26 protein-coding genes are annotated in these 26,961 nt (G+C 39.1%); 7 read left to right on the forward strand and 19 right to left on the reverse strand.

The window, feature by feature from the left end; genetic code table 11:
• The 6 genes from AB657_RS18085 to AB657_RS12340 all read left to right on the forward strand — a co-directional run bounded on the left by AB657_RS18085 (nt 1) and on the right by AB657_RS12340 (nt 5,342).
• Complete coding sequence (locus tag AB657_RS18085; RefSeq protein WP_198146905.1) at nt 1-153, forward strand: hypothetical protein; 153 nt, start codon at nt 1-3, stop codon at nt 151-153.
• A gap of 200 nt (nt 154-353) precedes the next feature.
• On the forward strand, nt 354-1,343 hold the full coding sequence (gene hemB / locus AB657_RS12320) for a porphobilinogen synthase (RefSeq protein ID WP_047246755.1): 990 nt from the start codon (nt 354-356) through the stop codon (nt 1,341-1,343).
• 21 nt (nt 1,344-1,364) lie between these two features.
• A complete protein-coding gene (locus AB657_RS12325) occupies nt 1,365-2,693 on the forward strand; it encodes a serine hydrolase domain-containing protein (RefSeq protein ID WP_047246756.1) in 1,329 nt (442 codons plus the stop codon).
• Nucleotides 2,694-2,775: 82 nt separating this feature from the next.
• On the forward strand, nt 2,776-3,909 hold the full coding sequence (locus AB657_RS12330; protein WP_047246757.1) for a CNNM domain-containing protein: 1,134 nt from the start codon (nt 2,776-2,778) through the stop codon (nt 3,907-3,909).
• A gap of 9 nt (nt 3,910-3,918) precedes the next feature.
• The gene (locus tag AB657_RS12335; protein ID WP_047246758.1) at nt 3,919-4,392 is read left to right on the forward strand and encodes a methylated-DNA--[protein]-cysteine S-methyltransferase; all 474 of its coding nucleotides are present in this window, start codon (nt 3,919-3,921) and stop codon (nt 4,390-4,392) included.
• A 236-nt stretch (nt 4,393-4,628) separates the two neighbouring features.
• A complete protein-coding gene (locus tag AB657_RS12340) occupies nt 4,629-5,342 on the forward strand; it encodes a 3'-5' exonuclease (RefSeq protein WP_047246759.1) in 714 nt (237 codons plus the stop codon).
• Between the two features lie 664 nt (nt 5,343-6,006).
• Here AB657_RS12340 and AB657_RS12345 read toward each other — a convergent pair.
• From AB657_RS12345 to AB657_RS12395, 11 genes are all read right to left on the reverse strand, one after another.
• Nucleotides 6,007-6,474 carry a hypothetical protein gene (locus AB657_RS12345; RefSeq protein WP_157491722.1) on the reverse strand — a complete coding sequence of 156 codons (468 nt, stop codon included), beginning with the start codon at nt 6,472-6,474 and terminating at the stop codon, nt 6,007-6,009.
• Between the two features lie 114 nt (nt 6,475-6,588).
• Nucleotides 6,589-7,110, reverse strand: coding sequence for a hypothetical protein (locus AB657_RS12350; protein WP_047246761.1), 522 nt, complete (start codon nt 7,108-7,110; stop codon nt 6,589-6,591).
• A 174-nt stretch (nt 7,111-7,284) separates the two neighbouring features.
• The gene (locus AB657_RS12355) at nt 7,285-7,689 is read right to left on the reverse strand and encodes a hypothetical protein (RefSeq protein ID WP_157491724.1); all 405 of its coding nucleotides are present in this window, start codon (nt 7,687-7,689) and stop codon (nt 7,285-7,287) included.
• Nucleotides 7,690-7,799: 110 nt separating this feature from the next.
• Nucleotides 7,800-8,186: a hypothetical protein gene (locus AB657_RS12360; protein WP_157491726.1), complete on the reverse strand. Its 387-nt coding sequence runs from the start codon at nt 8,184-8,186 to the stop codon at nt 7,800-7,802.
• 334 nt (nt 8,187-8,520) lie between these two features.
• Nucleotides 8,521-8,985: a hypothetical protein gene (locus AB657_RS12365; RefSeq protein ID WP_047246764.1), complete on the reverse strand. Its 465-nt coding sequence runs from the start codon at nt 8,983-8,985 to the stop codon at nt 8,521-8,523.
• A gap of 15 nt (nt 8,986-9,000) precedes the next feature.
• Complete coding sequence (locus AB657_RS12370) at nt 9,001-9,570, reverse strand: hypothetical protein (protein ID WP_047246765.1); 570 nt, start codon at nt 9,568-9,570, stop codon at nt 9,001-9,003.
• A gap of 37 nt (nt 9,571-9,607) precedes the next feature.
• The gene (locus tag AB657_RS12375) at nt 9,608-9,775 is read right to left on the reverse strand and encodes a hypothetical protein (RefSeq protein WP_157491728.1); all 168 of its coding nucleotides are present in this window, start codon (nt 9,773-9,775) and stop codon (nt 9,608-9,610) included.
• Nucleotides 9,776-10,053: 278 nt separating this feature from the next.
• Entirely contained in the window at nt 10,054-12,303 is a 2,250-nt protein-coding gene (gene katG / locus AB657_RS12380) for a catalase/peroxidase HPI (RefSeq protein ID WP_047246767.1), read from the reverse strand.
• A gap of 207 nt (nt 12,304-12,510) precedes the next feature.
• The gene (locus AB657_RS12385) at nt 12,511-14,721 is read right to left on the reverse strand and encodes a S8 family serine peptidase (RefSeq protein WP_047246768.1); all 2,211 of its coding nucleotides are present in this window, start codon (nt 14,719-14,721) and stop codon (nt 12,511-12,513) included.
• A 176-nt stretch (nt 14,722-14,897) separates the two neighbouring features.
• Nucleotides 14,898-15,875 carry an endonuclease/exonuclease/phosphatase family protein gene (locus AB657_RS12390; protein ID WP_047246769.1) on the reverse strand — a complete coding sequence of 326 codons (978 nt, stop codon included), beginning with the start codon at nt 15,873-15,875 and terminating at the stop codon, nt 14,898-14,900.
• 54 nt (nt 15,876-15,929) lie between these two features.
• Entirely contained in the window at nt 15,930-18,659 is a 2,730-nt protein-coding gene (locus AB657_RS12395; protein WP_052958702.1) for a M14 family metallopeptidase, read from the reverse strand.
• Nucleotides 18,660-18,795: 136 nt separating this feature from the next.
• Between AB657_RS12395 and hflX the strand changes: the two genes are divergently transcribed.
• Nucleotides 18,796-20,007 carry a GTPase HflX gene (gene hflX, locus AB657_RS12400; protein ID WP_047246770.1) on the forward strand — a complete coding sequence of 404 codons (1,212 nt, stop codon included), beginning with the start codon at nt 18,796-18,798 and terminating at the stop codon, nt 20,005-20,007.
• A 265-nt stretch (nt 20,008-20,272) separates the two neighbouring features.
• Here the strand turns inward: hflX and AB657_RS12405 are convergent, their stop codons facing one another.
• From AB657_RS12405 to AB657_RS12440, 8 genes are all read right to left on the reverse strand, one after another.
• Nucleotides 20,273-21,205: a DUF3078 domain-containing protein gene (locus AB657_RS12405; RefSeq protein ID WP_047246771.1), complete on the reverse strand. Its 933-nt coding sequence runs from the start codon at nt 21,203-21,205 to the stop codon at nt 20,273-20,275.
• A gap of 67 nt (nt 21,206-21,272) precedes the next feature.
• Nucleotides 21,273-21,785 carry a DUF2480 family protein gene (locus AB657_RS12410; RefSeq protein ID WP_047246772.1) on the reverse strand — a complete coding sequence of 171 codons (513 nt, stop codon included), beginning with the start codon at nt 21,783-21,785 and terminating at the stop codon, nt 21,273-21,275.
• Between the two features lie 39 nt (nt 21,786-21,824).
• Nucleotides 21,825-22,157, reverse strand: a complete 333-nt coding sequence (locus tag AB657_RS12415; RefSeq protein WP_047246773.1) for an SUF system Fe-S cluster assembly protein — start codon at nt 22,155-22,157, stop codon at nt 21,825-21,827.
• Nucleotides 22,158-22,162: 5 nt separating this feature from the next.
• Nucleotides 22,163-22,588 carry a SufE family protein gene (locus AB657_RS12420; RefSeq protein ID WP_047246774.1) on the reverse strand — a complete coding sequence of 142 codons (426 nt, stop codon included), beginning with the start codon at nt 22,586-22,588 and terminating at the stop codon, nt 22,163-22,165.
• Between the two features lie 73 nt (nt 22,589-22,661).
• Nucleotides 22,662-23,888, reverse strand: a complete 1,227-nt coding sequence (locus AB657_RS12425; RefSeq protein WP_047246775.1) for an aminotransferase class V-fold PLP-dependent enzyme — start codon at nt 23,886-23,888, stop codon at nt 22,662-22,664.
• 24 nt (nt 23,889-23,912) lie between these two features.
• Complete coding sequence (gene sufD / locus AB657_RS12430) at nt 23,913-25,229, reverse strand: Fe-S cluster assembly protein SufD (protein WP_047246776.1); 1,317 nt, start codon at nt 25,227-25,229, stop codon at nt 23,913-23,915.
• 66 nt (nt 25,230-25,295) lie between these two features.
• A complete protein-coding gene (gene sufC / locus AB657_RS12435) occupies nt 25,296-26,048 on the reverse strand; it encodes a Fe-S cluster assembly ATPase SufC (RefSeq protein WP_047246777.1) in 753 nt (250 codons plus the stop codon).
• Nucleotides 26,049-26,054: 6 nt separating this feature from the next.
• Nucleotides 26,055-26,921: an N-acyl homoserine lactonase family protein gene (locus AB657_RS12440; RefSeq protein ID WP_047246778.1), complete on the reverse strand. Its 867-nt coding sequence runs from the start codon at nt 26,919-26,921 to the stop codon at nt 26,055-26,057.
• Nucleotides 26,922-26,961: the final 40 nt, after the last annotated feature.

Below are 26,961 nucleotides of genomic sequence, written 5' to 3' on the forward strand. Positions count from 1 at the left end.
ATGGGTAAAAAGGGAAAAGCGAAAAATACGGTCAACAAAGCAAAACACACCAAGCTTGTACAGCAGAAGAAAAACAAACTTCGAAAGGAAGAGGCCTTGCGCAAAGAACGGCTTAAGGCGATTATGGAAAGGGCCAAGTCAAAGAAATCTTAGCTCAAGCCATAGTGCCCCAGTGTTTTGCATTGCCTATCCGGTTACTAATAATCTCCTATTTCGAACCTTATGGAACCCATATTTAGGGTATTCCCTCATTTCATGTCCACAAGCCCAAAATACTTTTTAAACATCATAGATTTCAGCGGGAAACAAGGAGATTTAACCCACTTGCCTTACCTTTGTAAAAAAGAAAAGACATGTACCCACTTATTAGAAACAGACGGCTTAGAAGCTCACAGGCAATACGCAATTTAGTAAGGGAAACGACCCTAACACCAAGCGATTTTTTGGTGCCACTTTTTGTGACCGAAGGCAAAGGGGTAAAGAAAGAGATTCCGTCCATGCCCAATTATTTTAATTTGAGTTTGGACCTGTTGGAAAAAGAGGTCAAGGAACTATGGAAAATGGGTCTTTGCTCTGTGCTACTTTTTGCCAAAGTGGAAGAAAACCTAAAAGACAACAAAGGTACCGAAGCATTAAATCCTGACGGGCTGATGCAACGTGCTATAAAAACGATAAAAAATGCCTGTCCACAGATGTTGGTAATGACCGATGTGGCCATGGACCCCTATTCTTCATACGGCCATGATGGTATTATATCGGACGGGGAAATATTGAACGATGAAAGCGTAGAAGTACTTACAGAAATGAGTTTGTCGCACGCCAAGGCAGGAGCCGATTTTGTAGCTCCAAGCGACATGATGGACGGTCGTATTTTAAGTATCAGAGAGGCATTGGAAGATGAAGGTTATACCAATACCGGCATCATGGCCTATAGTGCCAAATACGCCAGTGCGTTTTACGGTCCGTTTAGAGATGCCCTAGATTCTGCCCCTGTAGACATTAAAAACGTACCTAAGGACAAAAAGACCTATCAAATGGACTATGCCAACAGGTTGGAAGCCATTAGGGAAACCGAACAGGATATAGATGAAGGCGCCGATATTGTAATGGTAAAACCAGGACTTTGTTATCTTGATATTGTCCGAGACCTTAAAAACGAGATAGATGTTCCTATAGCCGTATATCAGGTTTCAGGGGAGTACGCCATGGTGAAGGCAGCCGCAGAAAAAGGATGGTTGGACCACGACGCCGTAATGATGGAACAATTGACCGCCATTAAGCGCGCGGGTGCCAGTATTATAGCCAGCTATTTTGCCAAAGATGCGGTAAAACTATTGGGGTAATGGCACCCTTTCGACAATTAGATGCTTAAATATTTTTTTATACTATTTGGTTTATTTATAACCACCCTTATTGCCCAAGAAGATAAAAAGCAAACATTGGCGCTACCTGTGGGGTCTAGTTTGCAAACATCCTCTTTGGCAGCCTATGAATTGGATTCGGTTGCCATTTACCACCAAATTGACAGTATTATAACAAATGGTATAAAAAACAAAGCCTTTCCAGGGGCACAAATTTTGGTAGCCAAAGAAGGAAATATCATTTTTCATGAAGCATATGGCTTTCATACCTATGACAGTGTTCAGCCTGTCGCCTTAAACGATATTTATGATTTGGCCTCTGTCACTAAAATTATGGGTCCGTTACCGGCCATTATGAAATTGGTCGATCAAGGCAAATTAGATCTGGACACGCCCTTTAGCTCTTATTGGACTCCTTGGAAACATGAAAAAGACAAAAGAAATATCACATTAAGGGAGATTTTGGCGCATCAGGCAGGTCTTGAACCCTACATTGTTTTCTTAAACAAGACCTTAAAAAATAACGGTCGGTTTAAAAATAGATTTTTACGTTCAAAGCCAAACAAAAGATTTAAAAATGAAGCATTTGAAGGTATTTATGTAAAAAATAACTTCAATAAAAAAATGTACCGGATTATAAACCGTTCTGCCGTTTCGGCTGAAAAGAAATACAAATATTCGGGGCTTACCTTCTTGATTTTTCCGGAATTGATTGCACAGCTTACAGGCGTACCTTACGAACAATATATCGAAGAAGAATTTTACAAACCACTTGGTATGAAAACTTTTGGTTTCCTACCCAACAGGCATAATTTTTTAAATAAGATTGTTCCGACCGAAATGGACACTTTATTCAGACACCGCCTGACCCAAGGTTGGGTGCATGATGAAAATGCATCTTTATTGGGAGGCATATCTGGCAACGCAGGGCTTTTTGGTACCGCAAACGACTTGGCCATTATGATGCAAATGTTCTTGCAAAAGGGAATCTATGCCGGAAAGCGTTACATCTCCGAAAAAATCATAAACGAATTCATACGTGTACAATATCCTCAAAACGATAATAGAAGGGGCCTAGGTTTCGACAAACCGCTATTAGATAATGCCAAATTAAGTCTAGACACGTCTTACCCTGCACCTGAAGTTAGTCCGGAAAGTTTTGGTCATAGTGGTTTTACGGGCACCTTTGTGTGGGCCGACCCAAAAAACCAATTGGTATATATATTTCTTTCCAATAGGGTATACCCTACCCGCGACCATAGAAACCTTTACGACCTGCATATACGCTCTGCCGTTCAACAAGTCTTTTATCGTGCTTTCGAAAAACAATAATAGTTAATAACATGTACCGCCATCTATAAATAAATGGTGCAAATCGATTAATTTGGTATCTTAGTCTATTCAAAATACAACTATGGGATTACTTATATTTTATGCCCTAATTTCCATCTTCTTTTCGTTCCTGTGTTCCATTTTGGAAGCTGTTCTGTTGAGCATTAATCCAACATTCGTGACCGTTAAGAAGAGAGAGGGTAAATCTTATGCCAATACATTAGAAGAGTTAAAAAACGACGTAGACAAGCCTCTAATAGCTATTCTGACCCTAAATACCATTGCCCATACCGTTGGTGCCATTTTGGTCGGGGTACAGGCAAAAGTAGCCTATAGCGAGCTTTATGGCACTACCCAAAGAACGGTATTGGGCATACAGTTCACAGAAGACCTTATGGTGGGTGTCGTTTCGACCATTATGACGATCTTGATTTTGGTGGCCTCGGAAATAATTCCAAAGACAATAGGTGCCACCTATTGGAGACAATTGGCCAATTTTACCGCCAAAGCCCTTAAAATAATGGTCTTGGGTTTAAAATACACAGGGCTTTTGTGGCTTTTGCAACTGTTCACCAAACTGGTGGGCGGTAAAGGCCATCACGGTAGCGTTCTAAGTAGGGAAGATTTTACCGCCATGACAGATATGGCACACGAAGAAGGTGTTTTCGAAAAATCGGAATCCACCATTATCAAAAACCTATTAAGATTCGACGAAGTTCTGGTCAAGGACGTTATGACCCCCAGGGCGGTTGTAAAAATAGCATCGGCCGACAAATCTATTCAGACCTTTTTTGAAGAGAACCCAAAACTACGTTTTTCCAGAATTCCTATTTACAAAGATAAGATCGATAATATCATAGGGTTTGTCTTAAAGGACAATGTCTATGAGGAAATCATTAATAATAACGGGGATATGCCCTTAGAAGAAATAAAAAGGGACATTCTGATTACCCGTAGAAGCACGCCCATACCCCAACTATTTGATACCCTAGTGGCCAAACGTGAACATATTGCCTTGGTCGTGGACGAATATGGATCGGTAAGTGGTCTGGTTACCATGGAAGATGTTATAGAAACCTTATTGGGTCTAGAAATCATGGACGAAAGCGACAATGTAGCCGATTTACAGCTCTTGGCGCGCAAGAACTGGGAAAATAGGGCCCAACGGTCGGGCGTCATCGAAAAGAAAGAGCAAACGCCCCCAAAACAAGAATAAACACGTTGTATGGAATCTGCTGTAATACGATCTCCCCTAGGCTACACCAAATTGCAGGGTGACGAACATGGCCTTACCTCCATTACCGTACTGGACTCGGAAGAAAAAATTACAGATGTGATACCTACGGTACTGGAAGATGCTGTGTACCAACTAAACGAGTATTTTGAGGGAACCAGAAAAGAGTTTGACCTGGACTTAAACCCCGATGGAACAGATTTTCAAAAACGTGTATGGAATGCACTCTCCAGTATACCTTTCGGAAAGACCGTTTCTTATTTGGAGCTTTCCAAAACATTGGGAGATGTAAAAGCCATTAGGGCCGTTGCCGCTGCAAACGGAAAAAATCCGTTATGGATCGTTGTCCCCTGCCATAGAGTCATTGGAAGCGATGGTTCCTTAACGGGTTATGCCGGTGGCCTGCACCGCAAAAAATGGTTGCTGGATCATGAAAACCCGGTAAAACAACAATCTTTGTTCTAAGCCAACAAACCATACGGTCGGTTCTTTTGTAAAAAACCCACCTTTTACCTATTTAATAGACAAATCGGCGAGTTTTAACGTCCGTTAAACTAGACTTTAGATGCCATTATAAGATTAATCATCCTATAAAACCGACCGATGGGTCGGTTCTGCGATTTTTGACGGACAAACCATCTTCTTTGCATAAATTGGATTTTATATATTAAATTGAGGAACGAGAAATCCAACAAAACAACATGCTTCAAAAATTAAACTTAGAAAACTTACTGTTTCTAGATATTGAAACCGTACCGGAAAAGGAATATTTTGAAGAGCTGGACGATGCAAAACAAGAACTCTGGGAACAAAAATCGCACTACCAGCGCAAGGAAGAGTTTACCGCCGAAGAATTCTATGACAGGGCCGGAATTTGGGCAGAGTTCGGAAAGATCGTGTGTATCTCTGTCGGGTACTTCAAAATAAACGGAGTAGAAAATAGTTTTAGGGTCACCAGTTTTTATGGCGAGGAAACCCAATTACTAAAAGATTTTAAAAACCTTCTCGACGGCCATTACAACCAGGCCAAACATCTACTCTGTGCCCATAACGGCAAGGAGTTCGATTTTCCGTATATAGCCCGCCGTATGATTATTAATGGCATTTCCTTACCCTGGAAACTAGACCTTTTTGGAAAGAAACCGTGGGAAGTTCCCCATTTGGACACTATGGAACTATGGAAATTTGGTGATTACAAGCATTATACTTCCTTAAAACTAATGGCGAACATTCTAGGCATACCTTCCCCAAAAGAGGATATAGACGGCAGTATGGTAAGGGATGTTTATTATCTGGAAAAGGATATTGACCGTATCGTCACCTATTGCGAACTGGACGTGGTCACCACCGCACAGGTATTTTTAAAGTTACGCAATGAAGATTTATTGGAAGACCACCAAATAAAGAAGGTATAAAACCCTTTAATCCCAAAGGAAGAATTTAGTTGATTGTTATTGGTTCTTGGTTTGGTATTGCCATCATACTCAAAATCTTGTTCTAAAACAAAATCTTCGTACAAGGCATAAGCAGGATACTTGTCTCAGCAGAGGTGTTTTCCCCTTGCTTAGCAATGCCGTACATAAGAATTAATAGTAAGGTATCTCAATATTAATCTTTCCCGTGGCTTTTGATTTCAACGACTTTAATTCATATTGTCCCCCATAAAAATCTTGAAATACTTTCAACTCTTTTCTTTTGCCTTACTTAAAACGAAATAACGTGTCATTATTAAAGCTAGAGAAATAAATAGTATCCGAAGTTTCTCCAGAAAAATAAACATTCACATTACTCACAGAATATTCCTATGGAATATCAATTACGACCCTATTTTCATTCTTAAAACCATCAAAAATCACCTCTTTCTCCAATGTTTTAGAACACGACGTGAAGAAAATCATCAATAATATAGTCCTTTTCATAAGTTGGTAGGTTTAATTTCTGAGGAGCTGTTAACTCTCCCATTGGAATTCGTTGGGGTTATATATTTTGTGTCTCCACTATCTACAGCTTCTTTTACCTTAACCATTAACAATAAAAACTATGTAGTTCCAAGGAAAAAGCTTACTGCATTGTTGTCAGTTATATTTCACCCCAGGTTGTTTCAGTGGCAACCCATTCCTTATGATTTTTATATACCTTTCCAGATATAATTGCTCCTTCTATCGGATAATATACGGAATATGAAATTTTGGAACCAGAACAGTCAATGTCACCTATGGTAATACGGTGCTGACTTCCTTCCGGCAATTCAAGGGAATCAACAAATTGAACTTTAAGCCCGTTTGAATAGATTATTAGGTCAGACGTTACAAATTCATTTTTGACCAATTTAACAGGTAATCTACCCTCAATCTTGGGATGCAGGAACATCTGAAAATCTGGTGTTGACACTATGGCTTCAATAATTTTTTCCCTATCTTTTTTGTCCATGCAATCTTGAACCATAGGTTGCTGAACAAGCCGTGTTTTTGTGTTGATTTTTTGGGCCGTATTTTCTTTACAGCCAAAAATTATTGACATAAAAAATATAATTATTGAAATCCTCATGATTTTTAATTTACCCTATTTAATACAATTTTTGCCCTATCCGGATGAACATTTTCTCCATAAACAGAAATTTCAAATTTTACACCTTCTTCTTCAGGATAGTCAAAGCCATTATTAAAAAGGTAAATGAATTAATATTTCCCAATCGTCAGCATTTTTACAAAATATAAGGGTTCCAGATGAACCATGTTCGTCATAAAATCCTGATTTTGTACTATATTTTACAAGTGATATCTTATCACCAAGAAATACTGGGTAAGACAATCTTGCTGTTTTAGTCTCCATTGATATATCTTGATCATTTTCAATTAACTTCCAATCTTTATCAATTAAGTCTGTATCTGCCCATTTTTTAGCCGTTCTTTTTTCTAAATTCAAAATCATTTCATCCACCTTAGTTTTTGTGAAACTCCTATTAAGTATGGAATCTGGAATCCATTCTTTTAGGGGTCCAAAATCTTCATAATATCCATATTTATCAAAAGCCCCATAATCTTTAAAAAATCTTATCAAGGAAATATCATCAATGTCATTATATACATTAAACTTTTTTAAATCTATGAGATGTACGACTTTATTGACAATATACCATTCATGAGACTGAATATTGTTCTTTGAAATAGAGTGTAGATCCACAGCCTATGACAAGGAAAATAAATAAAATTCTAAAGCTGGCTATTCGCATGGTTCACCTTCTGGGTTTATACCATTATAAGTTTGATTTGTTGCCTCGGAAGCTAATCTAGAATGATTTTTTCTAATTTTCTAAAAATAATGACACCTATACTTTGCAGAGAAAATTGTGTTTTTTTAATACATTTCGAGGCATTTTTTTTCAATTATTTTCCAATTCCCAGTTTCATTTCCAAAGAAAATACCGGTTAAACATCCTACGGCTTTTCCTCCACTATGATATTTGCTTTGCAATATATTCTCATGAAAAACAACCACCCTAGTCTTGGAAATTCTAATAGGTCTGGAAAATAGTTTTTTTGTATACTCCTTGTTTTTAGAATTATTACTTAAATTATTAATACTGTCCACAAGCTGCTGAGTTTTTATACAAACTGGCTCCTTATTTTTTTTAAAAGCCAATTCAATTTTTCTTTTTTCCTTGCTTGTTATTATTCCCTGATTTTTCCAATCGGTAATAGCTGTTAGGCTTGGAATTAAACCAACCTCAATTACTAAGGTATCTCCTTCTACAGGAATCATATAACTAAAAGCCTGTTCTAAAAATTGATGTTCATGGCATAACTTCTTTTGACCATAAAGATTTATGTTCGGAAAAACAACTAGAAATGTGAAAATTATCTTTTTATAATTCAATACTGCTCCAAAATTAGTTTATCTTCAGCGACCCAATCACTCCCCATTTTAGCATAAATTTCCATTATAGTTGCACCTACAGTAACTCCTGTTTTGCTACTCGTTGAAATTTGCTCCATAACAAGATATGCGTTTCCACTATCTATCCACACAGGTTCTAAATAGTTTATGACAATGCCCTTGTCAACATCATTATTTAGTTCTCTACCTTTTATGTTCATCACCAAATCTCTTATCCTTTTGCACGGATACATCGTTTTCTTAATTTTATAATCTGAAAGAATTTTTTCTAAAGCTACCTTTTCCTGATTATCGAATAGTTCAGAGTTTAGTATTGATTTTTTTAATGATTCCGAAATTTCTAAATTGAACTTTATATCCAATTTATGATATTTAAATGTTTTTATTTTACTGATAGATGAGGCGTACAAATCACAGTCATCCGTTTTTTGGGCTAAACAATTTGTACACAAACTAAAGTATAAGAGTAAGACTAATATATGTTTCATAAACCTCCACTTCGTTTAAGAATCACACCCGCATTTGAAATTTCAACCTTTTCTCCAAAAATCATTTCTTCAAATAAAAGTCCAGCCTCAGTTTCCAAATTAAAACCACTATTAATCCATTCATTTCCCCAAAAATTATTTCCAAATACTGAATCCCCTAAATGAGTGTACTCATGTAAAACAGTAGAGCCAATAAAGGATATTGTGTTTAAAATTCAATATCCTGAATAACGGATATTACCCAAACCGAATCTTTTAATTCAATATTACCATTTACTTCTGCATTTTCTATGGGACTATAGAAAACAAAATTTCCTTTACTAAACCGACAAGAATCCATTGGATATATTTCTAATTGGAGTTTTAATTTACTATATGGTAAAGAATCCACTATTTTAACATATCTATGCTTATCAAGCAAAAACGAATCGAGTTCAATTAAGAAATCATTTTTAATTATCCTTACTGGATTTCTTTCCTCGATATCTAGATGTAGGTAGGTTTGAATATTATCAGTTTTAAGAATTTCATTGATAAGATTTACTTTTTCAATTCGATTAAAACATTTATCTCGGTTATTTTTTTCTAATTCAGAATTATTTTTTTGTCCTTTTTTACAAGAAAAAAGATTCAGGCAAAGAAAAAAAATTGCTAGTGTTAAGATATTTTTCATAGTTCATAAAAAAGGCTATTGTCTTTGCCTAATAAAGGTTATCCATATTTCTCTTTTAGAAAACATATCCTCAGGACTAGTTTTATTACTAACAATCATACCTATTGGAGTCCGTCCGGAACCTTTATCGATATCATACCATGTAGTACTTCTAACAATAGAAAAATCATCAATTTCAGGTTTGTTCAGATTTTGATAGTACTCATCCAATGAATCCTTGTTGATTTCATTGGGCGTTTTATATCCGTATTTTTCTAAATAAAATTTTGATAGGCTAGATGTTTCAGGCATGCCGTATTCTTTTACCACTTGATCATAAAAAAAACCAGCATCCGGCACTTCAACTGATATTGTAAACTTTTTCAATTCATTTTTTGTATTTACATAAGCTCCCATTTTCTGTACGGGAAATCCTAAAAAATTATAGTTAGTTGGTATTCCTGAGATAGTGCTATAATTACTTGCCGGGAAATAACATTCTCTAAAATTTTCATTGTTACATTCAATATATTCTAGACCTTGAAATAATTCTTTTACAGACTTACCCAAAAAAGTATAATCCATGTTCATTTCTTGATAATTCATGAGGAATATTAGTAAAAAACAAGAATAAGCTTTCATTTTAATAACAATTATCCGTTCCTGTCCAATCTTCTATATATTGCCTAACAACACCTGACCAACCTAATGGAGCACTTCTTGTAGCCTGTCCTCCTATTTCTATAAAACTCTCCTTAATAAATTCATCCATTTTGTACGCTAAAACCCCGGTTGGTCTAAGTTTTTTCACAATGAAAGTATTAATGGTTTCCATATAAGTTAGAAAAACCGACATTACGCTCTTTAAAGAAAAACCTTATAAAAATGGAGGTTTTTCTTTTTTAACGATAAAAGGCGTGATTTTATCGATGAAATACACTAAAACAAGTCGAATCTAGACCTTCTACATAAATGTTGTTCAGGGCAAATGACTATGCTACGGCTTTGAAATTGCCAATTTTGGAATACCGAATAAAAAAAGGGCAGCTAAATAGCTGCCCTTTCTACAATTGATATTTAGCTCGATTATTATTTCAAATCAAATCGATCTAAGTTCATCACTTTAGTCCATGCTTTTGCAAAGTCTTTTACGAACTTTTCTTTGGCATCGGAGGTAGCATATACTTCTGCCAAGGCCCTAAGTTCAGAATTTGAACCAAATATAAGATCTACCCTGGTACCCGTCCATTTCTTCTCACCGGTCTTACGGTTACTTCCTTCAAAAAGGGTGTCGTCATCAGAAATGGCTTTCCATGTAGTGCCCATATCCAACAGATTCAAGAAAAAATCGTTGGTAAGTTGGTCTTTCTTATCGGTAAATACACCGTGTTCAGATCCGTCGGTATTGGTATTCAATACTCTCATACCCCCAACTAAAACGGTCATCTCTGGAGCTGTCAAGGTCAATAATTGAGCACGATCTACCAACAACTCTTCTCCTTTAACGGAATACTTTTCTTTGGTAAAGTTCCTAAATCCGTCCGCTATGGGTTCTAATGCCTCAAACGCTTCAACATCGGTCTTTTCTTGTGTGGCGTCGGTTCTACCCGGAGCAAACGGAACCGTAATATCGAAGCCCGCATTCTTGGCCGCTTTTTCCACTGCAGCCGTTCCGGCAAGTACTACCAAGTCGGCAAAAGAAACCTTTTTGTTTCCAGACTGCGCATCATTAAACTCTTTTTGTATTCCCTCTAAAACAGCGATAACCTTTGCCAATTGTTTTGGGTTATTGGCCTTCCAGTTTTTCTGTGGCTCCAAACGAATTCGCCCTCCATTGGCTCCACCACGTTTATCGGAATCCCTATACGTAGCAGCAGAGGCCCAAGCCGTAGCGACCATTTCAGAGATTGATAATTCTGAAGCCAAAATAGTAGCCTTTAAAGATGCTATGTCCTCTTCATTTACCAGTTCGTGGTCTACCTTTGGCACGGGATCTTGCCAAATTAACTCTTCTTGAGGTACTTCTGGACCTAAATAACGGTCTACTGGCCCCATATCTCTGTGAGTAAGCTTAAACCAAGCCTTGGCATATGCATCGGCAAACTCATCGGGGTTCTCCAAGAAGTGTCTTGAGATTTTTTCATACTCCGGATCCATACGTAGCGAAAGGTCGGTTACCAACATAAATGGTTGATGACTCTTGCCTTCTATATGTGCATCGGGTACGGTTCCTGCTCCTGCATCGCCTACAGGCTTATATTGCCATGCTCCTGCCGGACTCTTTGTAAGTTCCCACTCAAAACCAAAAAGGTTTTTCAAGAAATTGTGGCTCCATTTTGTGGGTGTCTGGCTCCATGCACCTTCCAATCCACTGGTAATGGTATCGGCTCCTACACCACTACCGTACTTATTTTTCCATCCAAGACCTTGTTCCGTTATATCGGCAGCGGCAGGCTCTGCCTCAACGTACTCCTCTGGGTTGGCAGCGCCATGTGTTTTTCCAAAGGTATGGCCACCGGCAATCAATGCCACTGTCTCATAATCGTTCATGGCCATACGCCCAAAAGTATCCCTGATATAATGGGCGGCCTCCACAGGGTCTGGGTTTCCATTGTGCCCTTCGGGGTTTACATAGATCAATCCCATGTGGGCGGCCCCCAAAGGATTCTCCAATTTATTTCCCTCGGTATCATAACGTTCTTTGCTACCTAGCCATTCTGTTTCAGATCCCCAATAGATATCTTCTTCTGGCTGCCATATATCTTCACGGCCTCCTGCAAAACCGAACATTTTAAGCCCCATGGATTCATGGGCAACGTTCCCTGCCAAAATCATCAAATCTGCCCATGAAATCTTTTTACCATATTTCTGTTTAACGGGCCATAACAATAGTCTGGCTTTATCTAAATTGGCATTATCCGGCCAACTGTTCAACGGTGCAAAACGTTGACTACCGGAGCTAGCTCCTCCACGCCCATCAGAAATACGGTACGTACCTGCACTATGCCATGCCATACGGATAAAGAAAGGACCATAATGGCCATAATCGGCAGGCCACCAATCTTGACTATCGGTCATTAAATCGGCCAGGTCCTTTTTGACCGCGGCCAAATCCAATTTTTTAAATTCCTCTGCATAATTAAAATCTTCGTCCATAGGATCCGATTTCGAAGAATGCAGTCTAAGAATGTTCAAGTTCAACATATTGGGCCACCAATCTCTATTAGTGGTACCTCCACCGGCCGATTGATGTAGCTCGCCATTTAAAAAAGGGCATCCGGCCGCGCTAGATTCGTTTACGTCCCATGCTTCTCCATGGGGATTGTTTTTATTGTCCATTTTTATACGTTTTAGGTGTGAATAGAGTAAAGTTACCGAAAGAAATTTTCATATCAATAGATAAACTCTTGATTTGTATTATTATAACATAAACATAATCTATAATAGATTACAACAATACCTTCATAAAAAAGACCTGTCATGTTTTACAAACGACAGGTCTAAGGAAAAACCTATAAATGTTGGGGGAAGGGTTAAAAATCTATATTAATATTTATAAAACTTAGCGCTTTTATTCACGCCCATATCTTGAACCTGTATCACATAAAGACCTGTGGCAAGATCGGCAACATCGACCTGATTATTTTGAACATCTCCTCTTTTTAATTCAGTCCCAGAGGAAGATATAATACGAAACATAGCCGCATCGCTCATTTCTGAATTTATATTGATCTGATCCACCGCCGGATTCGGATATACCGAGAATTTTACCGTACCGTCTGCACTAAGTGTTTGGTAACCTCCCAAATCACCTGTTACGGTTTCGCCCCCCTCAAAAGTAAACTTATACTCCATGCTATAGTCGGAAGCAACGTTTTGAGAGCAAAAAGTACGCACCCTCACAATATAGTCTTCGTTCAATTGCAATCCTGTTAAAACTTTGAAAGCTTCCGTGCTGTAGTCTGTCATCCAATTATCTTCATTTTCATTCCTGTATTGTACTTCGTACAAAGCATCGGTCATTTCTTCCCATGATAGGGTAACACTATTTTCCATAGCATTACTTAAAGACAAACTGTTAGGAGCCGTTGGGTTACATGAAGTAATGGCTACACCGGATATCAGCAACGAAAAATCCTGTACATCATACTTTAGGTCTCCTTTGTGGGATACCGTTATCGTATATGATCCATTAGCGTTGGGTATATCTATTCGTTCAAAAGGATCTACCAAGTTATCACCTGTGGTAGCTGCCGCTTTCGGATTTGCTGGATTCAATTTCCACGGAAAATATGTTTTACCATCCTGTACCACACGTATATCCAAATCATTTACGAGTGCGGCAGTCTTTGCGTTCAGTTCACCGGTATTTACATAATCCGATTCGGGGTCGGTCCATGAAATGGATGCGACCAAGGGTTCTTTACCATTTGCCTTGACCGTAAAAGAGAAAGTTTCTCCCTCTAAAAGCTCATTCTCGGAAACATAGGAACTATATTCTTTATTATAGACCAATTCCGCAGCTCTTTTTGCGTTCATTACACCCCATCCCATTTTATAATCGGGTCCCGGAGCATCTACATCGTCAGCGGTATGCAAGGCCAACCCTTTTAAGGTAGCTGCCTTTAGATAAGAACCGTATAGTTGTTCATTGTGCTGTTGTAATAATAGCAAAGCCCCCGTAACACCTGGTGTTGCCATCGAAGTACCAGAAGAAACATCGTAGCTGGTATTGCCATCTGCATCGGTAGAAAGAATCGAAGAACCATCACCGGCCAAATCGGGTTTAATTCTACCATCATCTACGGGTCCGTAACTGCTATAAGCAGAAACGGTAGCCTTTTTTAAATTCCCATTACCATCAATTTTTGTATCGGAACCGGCCACGGTAAGTCCGTTCTTTGTAACCGTAAAGCCCAACAATAAATCAAATCCATCCGCACTTGTACCGAATATGGGCGTTTCGTTATCATTGCTATGTCTGGCGTTACCTGCTGCTGTCACCATTAAATAATACGGTGCATTATACATTATCTTGTCCCAATCTTGGGCTACCTTAATATAAGAGCCAAAATACCAGTCGGGAACCCTATCCGATTTAATACCATAAGAATGATTTGAAAGTAACAGGCCGTTTGCCGCCGCTTCCATTACTTCTAATTTATCACGGGTCCAGTCATGCGAAAGCACCTGTGCATTATAGGCTACCCCTTGTGCTCCTTTTTTTACACCCGATGATATCAGGCTTCCTGTAACCATAGTTGCGTGTGCATCCACTTCGGTACTACCATCGGCAACCATGGCCCTATCGTCGTATTCTTGATGTGTTGTAAGGGCCACACCAGAATCCCAAACACCTACTTTCATGCCAGTACCGTCCAAATCTAAGTTCAAGGCACCATTTAAGTGCAATTCCGTAGCCCTACATGTTTGACTTGCATTGTCGGAATATGTTTCATAATAAATAAGACTTCCGTCTTCTCCAATTTCTTGCAGTTCTACCTTTTTACCGTTAGGCAATACCTCTTTAAGTTTCAAATTGTTCGCCTTGGCCATTGCCATGGTTTTGGCCCTGTTCTTTTCGTAATCAAATTCAAGGTCGACCTGCATAGACCCGATTTTGGAAAAATCGTATTCCTTGTTTATGATTTCATTTATTTTCTTTGATTGGGCGGTCAGGGAGGGGGTTGTCAGTAAAAAAAGAAATAAGAGGCCCAAAAGAACACTCTTATGGTATGATTGCTTTTGGTAGTCCATAATACATTAGTTAGATGTGTAAGATTTGGACTACAAATATATTTAGGCAACATATCTATTCAGATGAAAAACACCATTTATTCGACGAAATACACCCTGATATATCAAGTGTTGTTGTGAAAACATCAATTTTTGATGTGTATAGGATTATTCTTACTTTTTTAAAAGTAAAATCTTCAAGAATTATACTTTAGAATTATATACACAGGAAAATGATCACTATATCCTCCAAGATACTTTCTTCCAGCATAAGTTCTGTATGGGCTTCCTTTATATTTACCCTTTAATTCCTTTAAGAACTCATCATCAAAAATATTCGCGGTATGAAAACTATGACTCTTTTTTTCATAGTTATAGAAATTATGGGAGAGAATAATCTGGTCAAAAAGACTCCATTTTCTTTTATAGCTGGCACTTCCCCTTAACTCAGGCGCATGCAATTTCTCCATTGGGTTGTGCAAAGAAGAATTTTCCAGTAGCGTTTGAATACTTTTAGACCTTGGGTCATCGTTAAAATCGCCCATTACGATATAATTGGCAGACGGGTCCTCTTTTTCAATGACATTCATTTCATCTTTGATTACCTGTGCGGCTTTTATTCTCTTATATTCTGTTGAATCGCTACCATCTCTTCTAGAGGGCCAATGGTTTACAAAAAGATGTATTTTTTCTCCATTTAATTTGCCACATACATACAAAATATCTCTAGTAGTATCTCTTTCCCCATTCAAATTATCGACGATAAGCGGTATGGGTTTTGAGGTAATGACCTCAAAATATTTTTCGTTGTAGATAAGCCCCGTATCGATACCCCGTTCATCTGGCGATTCATAGTGTATAAAACTATAGTTGTACTGATCTATGGGCTTAGTCTTAACAAGATCCTGCATAACAGATCTATTTTCAACCTCTGCCACCCCAATTAAGACAGGAGGATATTTATTGGCCGAGCTACCAATTTTTGATATAGTTCTAGACAGTTTAGCCAGTTTTCTACGGTATTTCTTAGGGGTCCACTTTTTAAAACCTTTAGGGGTAAAGTCTTGATCCAGCGTAAATTCATTGTTCTCAGGATCAAAAAGGTTCTCTAAATTATAGAAAGCTATGGTAAATAGATGTTTCTTATATTTTTTTCTGAATAATGGAAATCGCATGCAATCTTTTAATATCAATGGATAAAAATAAAAAGAGTATTTAAAAGCCTCTCGTTATTCAGGTTCTTTGTTGTTTACAGTCAATTGCCCTAACCAACCTTCACCCGCTTCGGGTATGGATGCGGGTAAGGCATTGGCGTACAAAAGGGCATTGAACAGGGTACGATATGTTCCCATGGGCTGACCACGCCATTGAGGCTGAAAACCGAACAACAATACTTGACCTTTACCATGATGCACATCTAATGCGGCCGCCCTTCCGTTCATATACTCCTCTCCGACCAAATAACCGGACATTAGCGGAGACCCTTTCTCTTGGTATTTTGCCAAGATTTCTCCTTTAAAATCATCCATAACCTCAAATACCGGGCTATCGTACACAAATATATTGGCATTCTTTAGCATACCCGCCATTACAGGATGTGTAGGGCTAGTCTGTACCTGCATGATGGATCCCCCGGTAAAAAACTCGGCTCGGTCCACTCTCTTTACCACATTTTCTACGGGCAAATGCAACGCTTCTATGGCAAAATCCGCACTTCTATTTAAGGCAATCAAAGTTCCTCCTTCTTTTATAAAAGCATCTAGGTTTCTTTTTTCCAAATCGCCCAATCCTTTGGTATACTGTGCTGGAGCCCCACCTTGTTGGATACCATTTTCGATGGCACTTGGCCTGTCGGAAGCAACAACTATAACATCAAACCGGTCTCTTAAATTTCCTGTTTTAAAATCGGCATTTCGTATAGAACTATAAGAAAAACCAAAACTGTCCAGCAACCACCGGGTCCATCCCATATCCATACTAGCCGTCCATGGTCTATATACGGCAATCTTAGAGGTTACTTTAGCGCTGCCAGACCTAGAGTTCATAACCCCATTAACCGCATAGTCATTGATCCACCTTTGCGCTGTTGCTTTACCCATTCCTTTCACCCCATATTTCCTTTGGTCCGCATCATAGACAATTCCATATCCCTTTTCTTGGGCTTCGCCCAAAATCCTGAAAATATTATTCTCGGTAGGATCTAACCATAGGGTGCCACCGCCACCTTTTAGACTTCCCGGCAAGGGTCTTATACCTGCCGCCACCTTATCGGTATCAAAACCGGCACCAGGTGCCATGTCCACTTTATTGAGGTCTTCCGTTTCATCATCCGATGTTTCTATAGGAGTCCCTTGAACCAAAGACAATGCCTCCCTAAATTCTTCCGACAAGGGTACCGTACCAGATACGACCTTTACCTCCATTTGAAAAGGCAAGGTCCACCCCGCAGCATCATAAGGTTGTTCCAAAGGTCCATCGGGAGATTCTCGCAAATCTGGATATTCTTGTACATCCAAAACCTGCCGTATCATTTCACCGAACTCTTGGTCTAAAGGTATCACCCATGTACCCTTTGGATAATTAACCCCTGCATACTCCATAGGCCTATCCAATTCATAAATTTTGGCACCATTAAATGCCAATCGTTTTAATAGCTCTACAGATCGAACGGGATCTCGTTGCCTTTGCGGTATGATATACGCAAAGGGCGGTTCTTTCTTATACTTTTCTATGGTATTGCTCGCAGATTGATATTTATTGAACAACAAGGTTTCTTTATACTTGGCACTGTAATCCAAAACAGCTATCGATGCCGTCTGCATGTATTTCATAGCATCGCTCAATCGCCACCAACCCCCTTTCCAGGGACTATTATAAAGAGATTCTACCCTAAGGTCCTTTCTGTTTGAAGGAAAATCTTGAATGGTATAAAAATAAGGAGTGGCATACCTATATAGCGCGGTTTCTGTCCAAAACGAAGGTATGTTCTGCATTGCGGGCAAATAATCAATGTACCCCGGGTACCAGGCGTCAAAGCCTTTCCCCATATGAACGGCCCCGGGCAAACCTTCCGTTTCTAGTTCCTGCGCCATGGCCATACCTATCATATTTACTTCCCTTGCTACTATAGGTGGTGTTTGCGGGGCAATGGGTTCCGCGAATGGTGGTAACCAAATTCTTGTTGGAAATGGCGATGATTGATGGTGTACATGAATTATATTGGGCTCCCATTCCCTCCATGTTCTACCAACCACCCGAGACTCTAACATATTAAGCATATAGGCATCCCTATTATTGTCATGACCCACATATTTCTGATAGAGCCAAGGGGTTCTAGCGGTTTCGTAGGGGGTACCCACATTGGACATGTACCAATTTGCAATAATATCTTGCCCATCAGGGTTCAACGATGGCCATAACACCAAAATAACATCTTCTAAAATAGGTTTGAATTTTTTGGTGTCCGCCTCGCTGACAATTTGATGCGCCAATGTAATAATATGTTGCGCCCCGGCAACTTCAGAAGCATGCAGGCCTCCACTAAGGTCTACAATGACCTTACCTTCTTCCGCCAATTTTCTTGCTTCTTCACGACCAATACCTTCCGGATGGGCCAATTTTTGAGAAATACCCTTATAATGATCTATTTTGGCAAGATTCTCTTTAGAGGAAATAAGTACATAATACCAAGTACGCCCCTCAGAGGTCTTTCCCGTTTCACGCATTTCTACCAAATCGCTCGCTGCATCCAACGCCTTAAAATAAGCTATAGATTGTTCGTAGGTAGCCAAATGAAAATCGGCCCCTACTTTAAAACCAATAATATCTTCCGGTGTTGGAATCGTTTCTACTTGTGCCCGAGAATTAAGGGAAGTCAATATAAAAATCAAGAGCAGGCCATAAGAAAAATAGTCTTTCATTAAACTACATTGCGCCATTAAGGTAATAATACGTATCATTAGGTGTCTAGGTTGGTTCTAAAAGCCTAAATTATAGAAACTATCTCATTATTTTAGACATGTAAGTCCATAATAAAATACTTTTGTAAAAATTGGCTTTAGAAACATTGTTTAGATTTGTACTTTAATTGATTCAATGCTAGAAAAGAAAACAACAGAATACGAAAAGGCCGTTCTTATCGGTATCATCAACAAAGAACAGTCGGAAGATAAAGTTACCGAATATTTGGACGAACTTGAATTCCTCACCTATACGGCCGGTGGCGAAGTGGTAAAACGATTTGTTCAAAGAATGGATATACCCAATCCAAAAACGCTTATAGGAAGTGGAAAAATGCAGGAGGTAGAGCGTTTTGTGGAAGAAAACGAAATAGGGGCGGTCATCTTCGATGATGAGCTTTCGGCGGCCCAACAACGAAATATCGAAAAACAGTTACGCTGCAAAATAATCGATAGAACAAGCTTAATTCTGGACATTTTTGCCCAAAGGGCCCAGACCAGTTATGCACGTACTCAAGTAGAGCTGGCACAATATCAATATCTATTGCCAAGACTTACCGGCCTATGGACCCACTTGGAAAGGCAAAAAGGTGGTATAGGGATGCGCGGACCCGGTGAAACAGAAATTGAAACAGATAGACGTATTGTTCGTGACCGTATAACCCTGCTCAAAAAAAAGCTGCAAAAAATAGATAAGCAAATGGAGACCCAAAGGGGCAACAGGGGCGCTTTGGTAAGGGTGGCTTTGGTAGGTTATACCAACGTGGGCAAATCTACTTTAATGAACGTTATCAGTAAAAGTGACGTATTTGCCGAAAACAAGCTTTTTGCCACATTAGATACCACTGTAAGAAAAGTGGTCATAGGCAACCTCCCTTTTCTTTTAAGCGATACCGTTGGATTTATACGAAAATTGCCCACACAGCTCGTAGAAAGCTTTAAAAGCACCTTGGACGAAGTGCGGGAGGCCGACCTTCTGCTTCATGTGGTGGACATTTCCCATCCCCAGTTCGAGGAGCACATCGAATCTGTAAACAAAATACTGTCGGAAATCGAAAGTTCGGACAAAAAGACCATTATGGTCTTTAACAAGATAGACCAGTACGAACATGAGACCATAGACGAGGACGATTTGATTACCGAGCGCACCACAAAACATTTTACCATTGATGAATGGAAAAGCACGTGGATGGAAAAAGTTGGTGATAGGGCCCTCTTTATTTCTGCCCTGAACAAAGAAAACCTCGACGAGTTTAGAAAACGTGTTTATGATGAGGTAAGAGACATTCATGTCACCCGTTTTCCATATAATAATTTTCTTTATCCAGAACATTTGGACGAGTATTAAAATACCATCTGCACACCCTGCTGTGCCATTCATCGATGAATTTGAACCGTTGATATCTTTCACAACATTTTAGGTCGCGTTCACAACATAAATTGCACACAAGTGAAACACTCACCGTAACTTTACACTGTGCGTAAGTGATAGTGTTGACCCCAAATCGATATTGAACTTATAACTATGAGTAAAATCCCAAATTTTACGATACCTACTTAACCAAAAAAGCCCTCTAAAAAGAGGGCTTTTTTTATACTACTATATTTATTGCTTAGAACGAGTAGTTCAATCCCAACAACCAATACGTCTGTAAATCGTTGTCAATACTATCAAAAGTAGCACTTGGATCGGGCACTACGGCATCGTTTATAGCATAATTAAGAGCTTCTTGCTTGTTATTTCTTAAGCCAAACTCAAAACCTAACCCTATGCCGTTCCAAAGAGTATAACCAAAAGAGTTTATCCAAGTCCAGTTAGACAAATCTGATGACTTGTAGCTTTGAAACATAGAAAGGTTTGACTTAAAATTGATATTACCAATTTTACGGGTATAATCGGCTACGATCTTTGCACCTAAAGAAGATTCGAAAATATCGTCTTCGCTACTAAACACAAAGTTATAGTTTAAAGGGTGTATTACCACTACCAAATCGGTTATCGGTGTCCAAGTGGCACCAATACCTAAATCTAAATAACCAGGATCGTTAAAGTTGTCCAAAATGGTGGTTCTATATTCCCCCAATGCAGAAATAGCGAACTTTTCACTCAATTTACGACCGTACAAAGAGGTAATGGTGAAAACATCGGTAGCTTGTCTAAAGCTATCATCATCGGTAGGGTCGTCTTTATCATCAAATTTTACCCATCCCAAGTTTAAGTTACCAGAGTTTCTCCAGAAAAACTTTTCTTGCTGTAAATTGGCATAACCGTTTACCGTAACTCCGATATTACCGGTAGAGTTGTTAGGTGTACCTTGGGCATACCAGTTATCAAAACCACTGACATTGGCTCCTATGGTACCAAAAGCTCCTATCTTCCAACCTGGAAGTGCATCAATTTGACCTTTTATTGCATCTACTCTTCCTTGGATAGCTGCAATCGAATCTTTTTTAGAAGCCATTTCGGCCTTTAGTTCCTCTTCTGTCTGCGCAAAGCCAAAAGCACACGCCAACATCAACATTGTAGTTAAAAAAATGTTCTTCATGATAATTAGTGTTTATTTTTTTAGAAACGCAAATGTACGAATAGTCACTTTTCCCCTACAGGAATTTCTATTGATTTTTTTCCTTATACAAAGGAACAGAGGAGCATGCCTCCCCGTACATGATGGATTTTGCTACGGACTGAAGTTTGTCGGCTAACATAATATAGGCGTTTGGAGGTACCGGTTTTTCACTACAGCCCTTAATTATGACCGGTTTGTTTTTATAACCGGAGACATCCATGTTTTGGATAATAGATTGATACAATAAGGTTTCTAAATCCTCTAAGGTACCTTGAACCACCTTTTTTGCATAAGGATGAAGCTTTGTGGTAATAAGCATATAGGCCCAACCCGGTACAATGGCATCGGTAGCGCAGGTCAGAACAACGTATGCATCTTTATATTGCTCCCAATCATGTTCTTTTAAATATGCCCTGAACTCCTTTTCTCGTAAAATAAAACCTTCGAAAAGCCAATCTTTTATATCCAAAACAATTCTATTGCCTGTAGGATAGTAATCTTCAAGGTCAATAGTAACCAACCTGCTTTGTGATACTCTATTTATTATTTCGTCTGACATATAGCTTTTACCGATTCAATTCTAATGGTGAAGGCGCAATTATAAAAGCCCTAGCTCTAATTTGGCCTCTTCGCTCATTAAATCTTGGGTCCATGGTGGATCAAACGTAATCTCTACCTCAGCATCTTTTATATCGTTCAAGGACTTTACTTTTTCCTCTACCTCGGTAGGCAAGGTTTCGGCAACAGGGCAATTTGGAGAGGTAAGGGTCATCAATATCTTTACCTCATTGTCCTCATTGACCAAAACGTCATATATTAATCCTAGTTCGTATATATCTACAGGAATTTCTGGATCATAAATAGTCTTTAAGACCTTTACTATTTTCTCTCCCAATTCGGAGGTGTCCCTTTCTTGTGTTTCTTCGCTCATATCTCTTAATTTTTTAATTGCGTCTGATAAGCGATCGCATATAGTTTTAACTGTTTGATCATGCTTACAAGACCATTGGCCCTTGTGGGCGATAAATGCTCTTTTAATCCGATTTCATCAATAAAATCGGTATCTGCATCTATAATATCTTGGGGTTTTTGATTGCTAAAGGCCCTTATTAAAATAGCAATGATCCCCTTGGTGATGATCGCATCGCTATCGGCGGTAAACACCAATTTGTCTCCATCCAACTCGGCATGTACCCATACTTTGCTCTGGCAACCTTTTATAATATTATCATCGGTCTTATATTCTTCGTCGATCATGGGAAGCGATTTGCCCAACTCTATCATATATTCATAGCGCTGCATCCAATCATCGAACATTGAAAACTCATCTACAATCTCTTCTTGTATCTCTTTAATTTTCATGGGTGGCTTTTACACAAAAGTACAATAGGAATTCTTGGGAATCAAAAGTTTAGGCTTATGCTAACAAAATAGCTTACACCAGCATGTTTTTAGCTCTTTCTACACCGGCCACGAGCACATCTATTTCTTCTTTGGTATTATAAAAGCTAAAACTGGCCCTTACCGTTCCGGGGATGCCGTAAAAGTCCATAATAGGTTGTGTGCAATGATGTCCCGTTCGTACCGCAATACCCAATTTATCTAAAATAGTGCCTACATCGTAAGGGTGCACCCCTTCGATATTAAATGAAATAACGGCCGTTTTATGTGCTGCGGTACCGTAGATCTTTAATCCCTCTATCTTTAAAAGCTCTTGCGTAGCATACTCTAAAAGTTCGTGTTCGTACTCGACAATATTGGCAAAGCCAATATTGTTCATGTAGTCGAGGGCTGCACCAAAGGCAATTCCGCCACAGATATTGGGCGTACCCGCCTCAAATTTATGAGGTAGTTCTGCATAGGTGGTCTTTTCAAACGTAACCTCGGCGATCATTTCCCCTCCTCCTTGATAAGGGGGTAGTTTATTGAGCCACTCTTCTTTTCCGTAAAGCATGCCAACACCCGTAGGACCACACATCTTATGAGCGGAAACAACATAAAAGTCTACATCCAACGCTTGTACATCGGCCTTTATATGTGGAGCTGCCTGTGCCCCGTCTATCAATACCGCAGCACCGACCCCATGGGCCATATCAATAATTTTCTCAATTGGGTTTATAGTGCCAAGAGCGTTGGACACATGGTTACAGAATACCAATTTTGTTTTAGGGGAGAGTATTTCAGAAAACTTCTCCATTAGCAACTCTCCCTGTTGGTTCATTGGTATCACCTTAAGTACCGCACCTGTTCGTTCGCAAAGCATTTGCCATGGCACAATATTGGAGTGGTGTTCCATGGCGGAAACTATAATCTCGTCTCCCTTTTCCAACAACGAAGTAAATCCGCTGGCTACCAGGTTAATGCCATGGGTAGTACCCGAAGTAAATATGATTTCGTATGAATTCTTTGCATTAAAGTGCTTCTGAATTTTCTGCCGTGCTATCTCATATTTATCTGTAGCCTCTTGCGAAAGCGCGTGCACACCACGGTGAATATTGGCATTGTAGTTTTCATAATAATCTACAATGGCATCTATCACCTGTTTTGGGGTCTGCGATGTAGCGGCATTGTCGAAATACACCAAAGGTTTTCCGTTCACTTCACGATTTAGTATCGGAAAGTCTTCTCGAATTGCTTTAATATCCAGGGTTGATATAACCATTTATGTATACTCTTTAATACCTTTCTAAAGGTCGAATCCAAGATTAACTCCTAACTTTTTAGCTATTAACTTGTTAATACGTGCCTTTAGTTCTGGTATACGAACACTTTCCAATACATTATTGGCAAAAGCATACATTAACAAAGCACGCGCTTCCTTTTTAGGAATACCTCGAGATTGCAAGTAGAACAAAGCATCTTCATCTAACTGACCAATGGTACAACCGTGCGAACATTTTACGTCATCCGCAAAAATCTCTAATTGTGGTTTGGTGTTGATCGTTGCCTTGTCACTGATCAAAATATTATTGTTCTGCTGAAAAGCATTCGTCTTTTGGGCAATCTTATCTACGATAATTTTACCGTTGAAAACACCTGTTGAACCATCGCCGTAAATACCTTTATAGTCTTGATGACTTTCACAGTTAGGCTCTATATGATGCACCAAGGTGTGGTGATCCACATGTTGTTTATCCCCTAATATGGTAACACCCTTCATGGTAGAATCTATATACTCCCCATTTTGATAGAAGTTTAAATTGTTACGGGTAAGTTTGCCCCCAAAAGAAAAGGTGTGCACTTTTACCACGCTCTTACCTTTTTGATTGATATAGGTGTTGTCTATCAAAGATGATTCTGGAGCATCGTTCTGTATTTTATAGTAATCTACAATACCATTTTCGGCGGCGAATATCTCGGTAACCGAATTGGTCAAAACCTCATTTGACGTTAAACTCTGATGACGCTCTATAATCTGTACTTCCGCATTTTCCTCTACCACTATCAAATTACGTGGCTGTAACATCAAAGCAGCCTCGTTGCCTGTCGCAAAATGTAAAATCTCGATAGGCTTTTTGGGCATTTTGTTCTTTGGAATGTAGATATAGGCCCCTTCTCTACTAAAAGCGGTATTCAGTGTTGTCAAAGATTCTTCCTTAGAAGCCACCTTATTAAAATAGACGTCTATGACCGGTTTGTACATAGGCTTGGTCAATGCAGCGCTCATAAGACAAATATCCACACCATCATGTGTTGTCTCAGATAGGTAAGAGCTATAAATACCGTCTACAAAAACAATCTTATAGGTGTCTATTTCATGAAGAAAATAACGCTTTACGTCTTTGTACTCTATTGTATTTTCTTCTTTTGGGAAAATACTGAAATCAATCTTTTGAATACTGTTTAACGAAGTGTACTTCCAGGCCTCCTCTTTCTTAGAGGGAAATCCTTTCTCCTCAAAATTCTTTATTGCTTCCATACGTACATCGTGAACAGGGTTGTCTACATCCACATTGTTCTCGAATGCCATAAAGGAAGATATCAACTTATCTTTTAAATCCATTTTTTTTAGTGTTAAGTAGTCGGCTTAAATTAAAAGGTGCGTTCATTTACCTTGCTTGCATACCTTTTAAACGGCAGCTTCTTGCTTTAACCAATCATACCCTTTTTCCTCTAGTTCCATTGCCAGCTCCTTACCTCCCGACTTCACGATTCTACCGTTATAAAGTACGTGCACAAAATCTGGCACTATGTAATCCAACAATCTTTGGTAGTGTGTAATCACGATTACGGCGTTGTCCTTACTCTTTAACTTGTTTACACCGTTGGCCACGATTCTTAAGGCATCGATATCCAAACCTGAATCGGTTTCGTCCAAAATGGCCACTTTAGGCTCTAACATCGCCATTTGAAAGATTTCGTTACGCTTCTTTTCTCCACCAGAAAAACCTTCGTTTAAAGATCTTGACAAGAATTTACGGTCTATCTCCAATAATTCGGATTTCTCACGAATCATTTTCAACATCTCATTGGCCGGCATATCATCTAACCCTTTGGCTTTTCTAGACTCGTTGATAGCCGTTTTCATGAAATTGGTAACAGATACCCCTGGAATCTCTACCGGATATTGGAATGACAGAAAAATACCTTTGTGCGCCCTTTCCTCCGGTGCAATATCTTCTAGGTCTTCTCCATCAAGTGCTACACTACCCTCGGTAACCTCAAATTCTTCTTTACCGGCAATAACGGAAGCCAATGTACTTTTACCAGAACCGTTTGGTCCCATAATCGCATGTACTTCACCTGCTTTTACCTCTAGGTTTATCCCCTTTAATATTTCCTTATCCTCTACCTGTGCATGCAGGTCTGTAATTTTCAACATAATATCTTACTTTAAAAATTCTGGTGCCTTAGGCATTTTATTAAAATCTTCTTTTTGATGTTGTAGGTATACTTTAGCTTCTTTTTCTTTGGCAAAAGCCTCAAAGGCCTCCATACTTGCCAATGTTTTTTCTACATCATAATTAAAAATGGGTACTCTTTTATGTTCTCTATTTTCGTACAGATGATACAAATCTCCTGTTAGCAGGGTAGGTCCGTTCTCATCTAGTTCTAAATACAGTACTTGGTGCCCCGGTGTATGGCCCGGCATAGCTTTGATAACCACGCTTCCATCTTCGAACACATCATAGTCACCATTGATTTTTTTTATATTCTTTAGATCTCTCACTGCATTGTACAGCTCCGGATTTGATACGGCCGTTGCTTCACTGGCCACAAAGTCATACTCTGCCTCTTGCACCAACCATGTGGCATCTTTGAGTGCGTTTGCATGACCGCTATGGTCAAAATGGGTATGTGATAGGGCGAGAAAATCAATATCGGCCAATGTCATCCCTATTTTCTTTAATTGATTTACTACCGAATCTCTTCTAGAAACCGTAAAAGCCCCGTTTGGCGTTGTATAAGGGTCTTGCCCTACCAACATCTCTGGCAAACCGGCATCCCACATTAAATTTCCCTTAGGGTGACTAATAACATAAAACGCATCCGAGAATTCTTTGCTTTGACCATGATAAGTGGTGTCTTGAGAAAAAAGTTCTAGATCGTTCACCATTACGGTACCTCCATCAAAGGTATATAGCTTTATACCGGTTTTGATCTTCTCCACACGCTTCGCCACTGCTTCTTTCTTCTCTTGTTTACAAGAAAAAGCAGTGAAAAGAATTGTAAGTAGCAAAAAATATTTTTTCATTCCCGGTACGTTTATTACATGTAGTTATCGTTCAACACAC

The sequence above is a fragment of the Maribacter thermophilus genome, assembly GCF_001020565.1.
Taxonomy (GTDB): Bacteria; Bacteroidota; Bacteroidia; order Flavobacteriales; family Flavobacteriaceae; genus Maribacter; species Maribacter thermophilus.

Bases quoted from the DNA above. Each gene is read 5' to 3' on its own strand.
- AB657_RS18085 (WP_198146905.1), top strand. From the start codon at position 1: ATGGGTAAAAAGGGAAAAGCGAAAAATACGGTCAACAAAGCAAAACAC.
- hemB (WP_047246755.1), top strand. From the start codon at position 354: ATGTACCCACTTATTAGAAACAGACGGCTTAGAAGCTCACAGGCAATA.
- AB657_RS12325 (WP_047246756.1), top strand. From the start codon at position 1,365: ATGCTTAAATATTTTTTTATACTATTTGGTTTATTTATAACCACCCTT.
- AB657_RS12330 (WP_047246757.1), top strand. From the start codon at position 2,776: ATGGGATTACTTATATTTTATGCCCTAATTTCCATCTTCTTTTCGTTC.
- AB657_RS12335 (WP_047246758.1), top strand. From the start codon at position 3,919: ATGGAATCTGCTGTAATACGATCTCCCCTAGGCTACACCAAATTGCAG.
- AB657_RS12340 (WP_047246759.1), top strand. From the start codon at position 4,629: ATGCTTCAAAAATTAAACTTAGAAAACTTACTGTTTCTAGATATTGAA.
- AB657_RS12345 (WP_157491722.1), bottom strand. From the start codon at position 6,474: ATGAGGATTTCAATAATTATATTTTTTATGTCAATAATTTTTGGCTGT.
- AB657_RS12355 (WP_157491724.1), bottom strand. From the start codon at position 7,689: ATGATTCCTGTAGAAGGAGATACCTTAGTAATTGAGGTTGGTTTAATT.
- AB657_RS12365 (WP_047246764.1), bottom strand. From the start codon at position 8,985: ATGAAAAATATCTTAACACTAGCAATTTTTTTTCTTTGCCTGAATCTT.
- AB657_RS12370 (WP_047246765.1), bottom strand. From the start codon at position 9,570: ATGAATTATCAAGAAATGAACATGGATTATACTTTTTTGGGTAAGTCT.
- katG (WP_047246767.1), bottom strand. From the start codon at position 12,303: ATGGACAATAAAAACAATCCCCATGGAGAAGCATGGGACGTAAACGAA.
- AB657_RS12385 (WP_047246768.1), bottom strand. From the start codon at position 14,721: ATGGACTACCAAAAGCAATCATACCATAAGAGTGTTCTTTTGGGCCTC.
- AB657_RS12390 (WP_047246769.1), bottom strand. From the start codon at position 15,875: ATGCGATTTCCATTATTCAGAAAAAAATATAAGAAACATCTATTTACC.
- AB657_RS12395 (WP_052958702.1), bottom strand. From the start codon at position 18,659: ATGATACGTATTATTACCTTAATGGCGCAATGTAGTTTAATGAAAGAC.
- hflX (WP_047246770.1), top strand. From the start codon at position 18,796: ATGCTAGAAAAGAAAACAACAGAATACGAAAAGGCCGTTCTTATCGGT.
- AB657_RS12405 (WP_047246771.1), bottom strand. From the start codon at position 21,205: ATGAAGAACATTTTTTTAACTACAATGTTGATGTTGGCGTGTGCTTTT.
- AB657_RS12410 (WP_047246772.1), bottom strand. From the start codon at position 21,785: ATGTCAGACGAAATAATAAATAGAGTATCACAAAGCAGGTTGGTTACT.
- AB657_RS12415 (WP_047246773.1), bottom strand. From the start codon at position 22,157: ATGAGCGAAGAAACACAAGAAAGGGACACCTCCGAATTGGGAGAGAAA.
- AB657_RS12420 (WP_047246774.1), bottom strand. From the start codon at position 22,588: ATGAAAATTAAAGAGATACAAGAAGAGATTGTAGATGAGTTTTCAATG.
- AB657_RS12425 (WP_047246775.1), bottom strand. From the start codon at position 23,888: ATGGTTATATCAACCCTGGATATTAAAGCAATTCGAGAAGACTTTCCG.
- sufD (WP_047246776.1), bottom strand. From the start codon at position 25,229: ATGGATTTAAAAGATAAGTTGATATCTTCCTTTATGGCATTCGAGAAC.
- sufC (WP_047246777.1), bottom strand. From the start codon at position 26,048: ATGTTGAAAATTACAGACCTGCATGCACAGGTAGAGGATAAGGAAATA.
- AB657_RS12440 (WP_047246778.1), bottom strand. From the start codon at position 26,921: ATGAAAAAATATTTTTTGCTACTTACAATTCTTTTCACTGCTTTTTCT.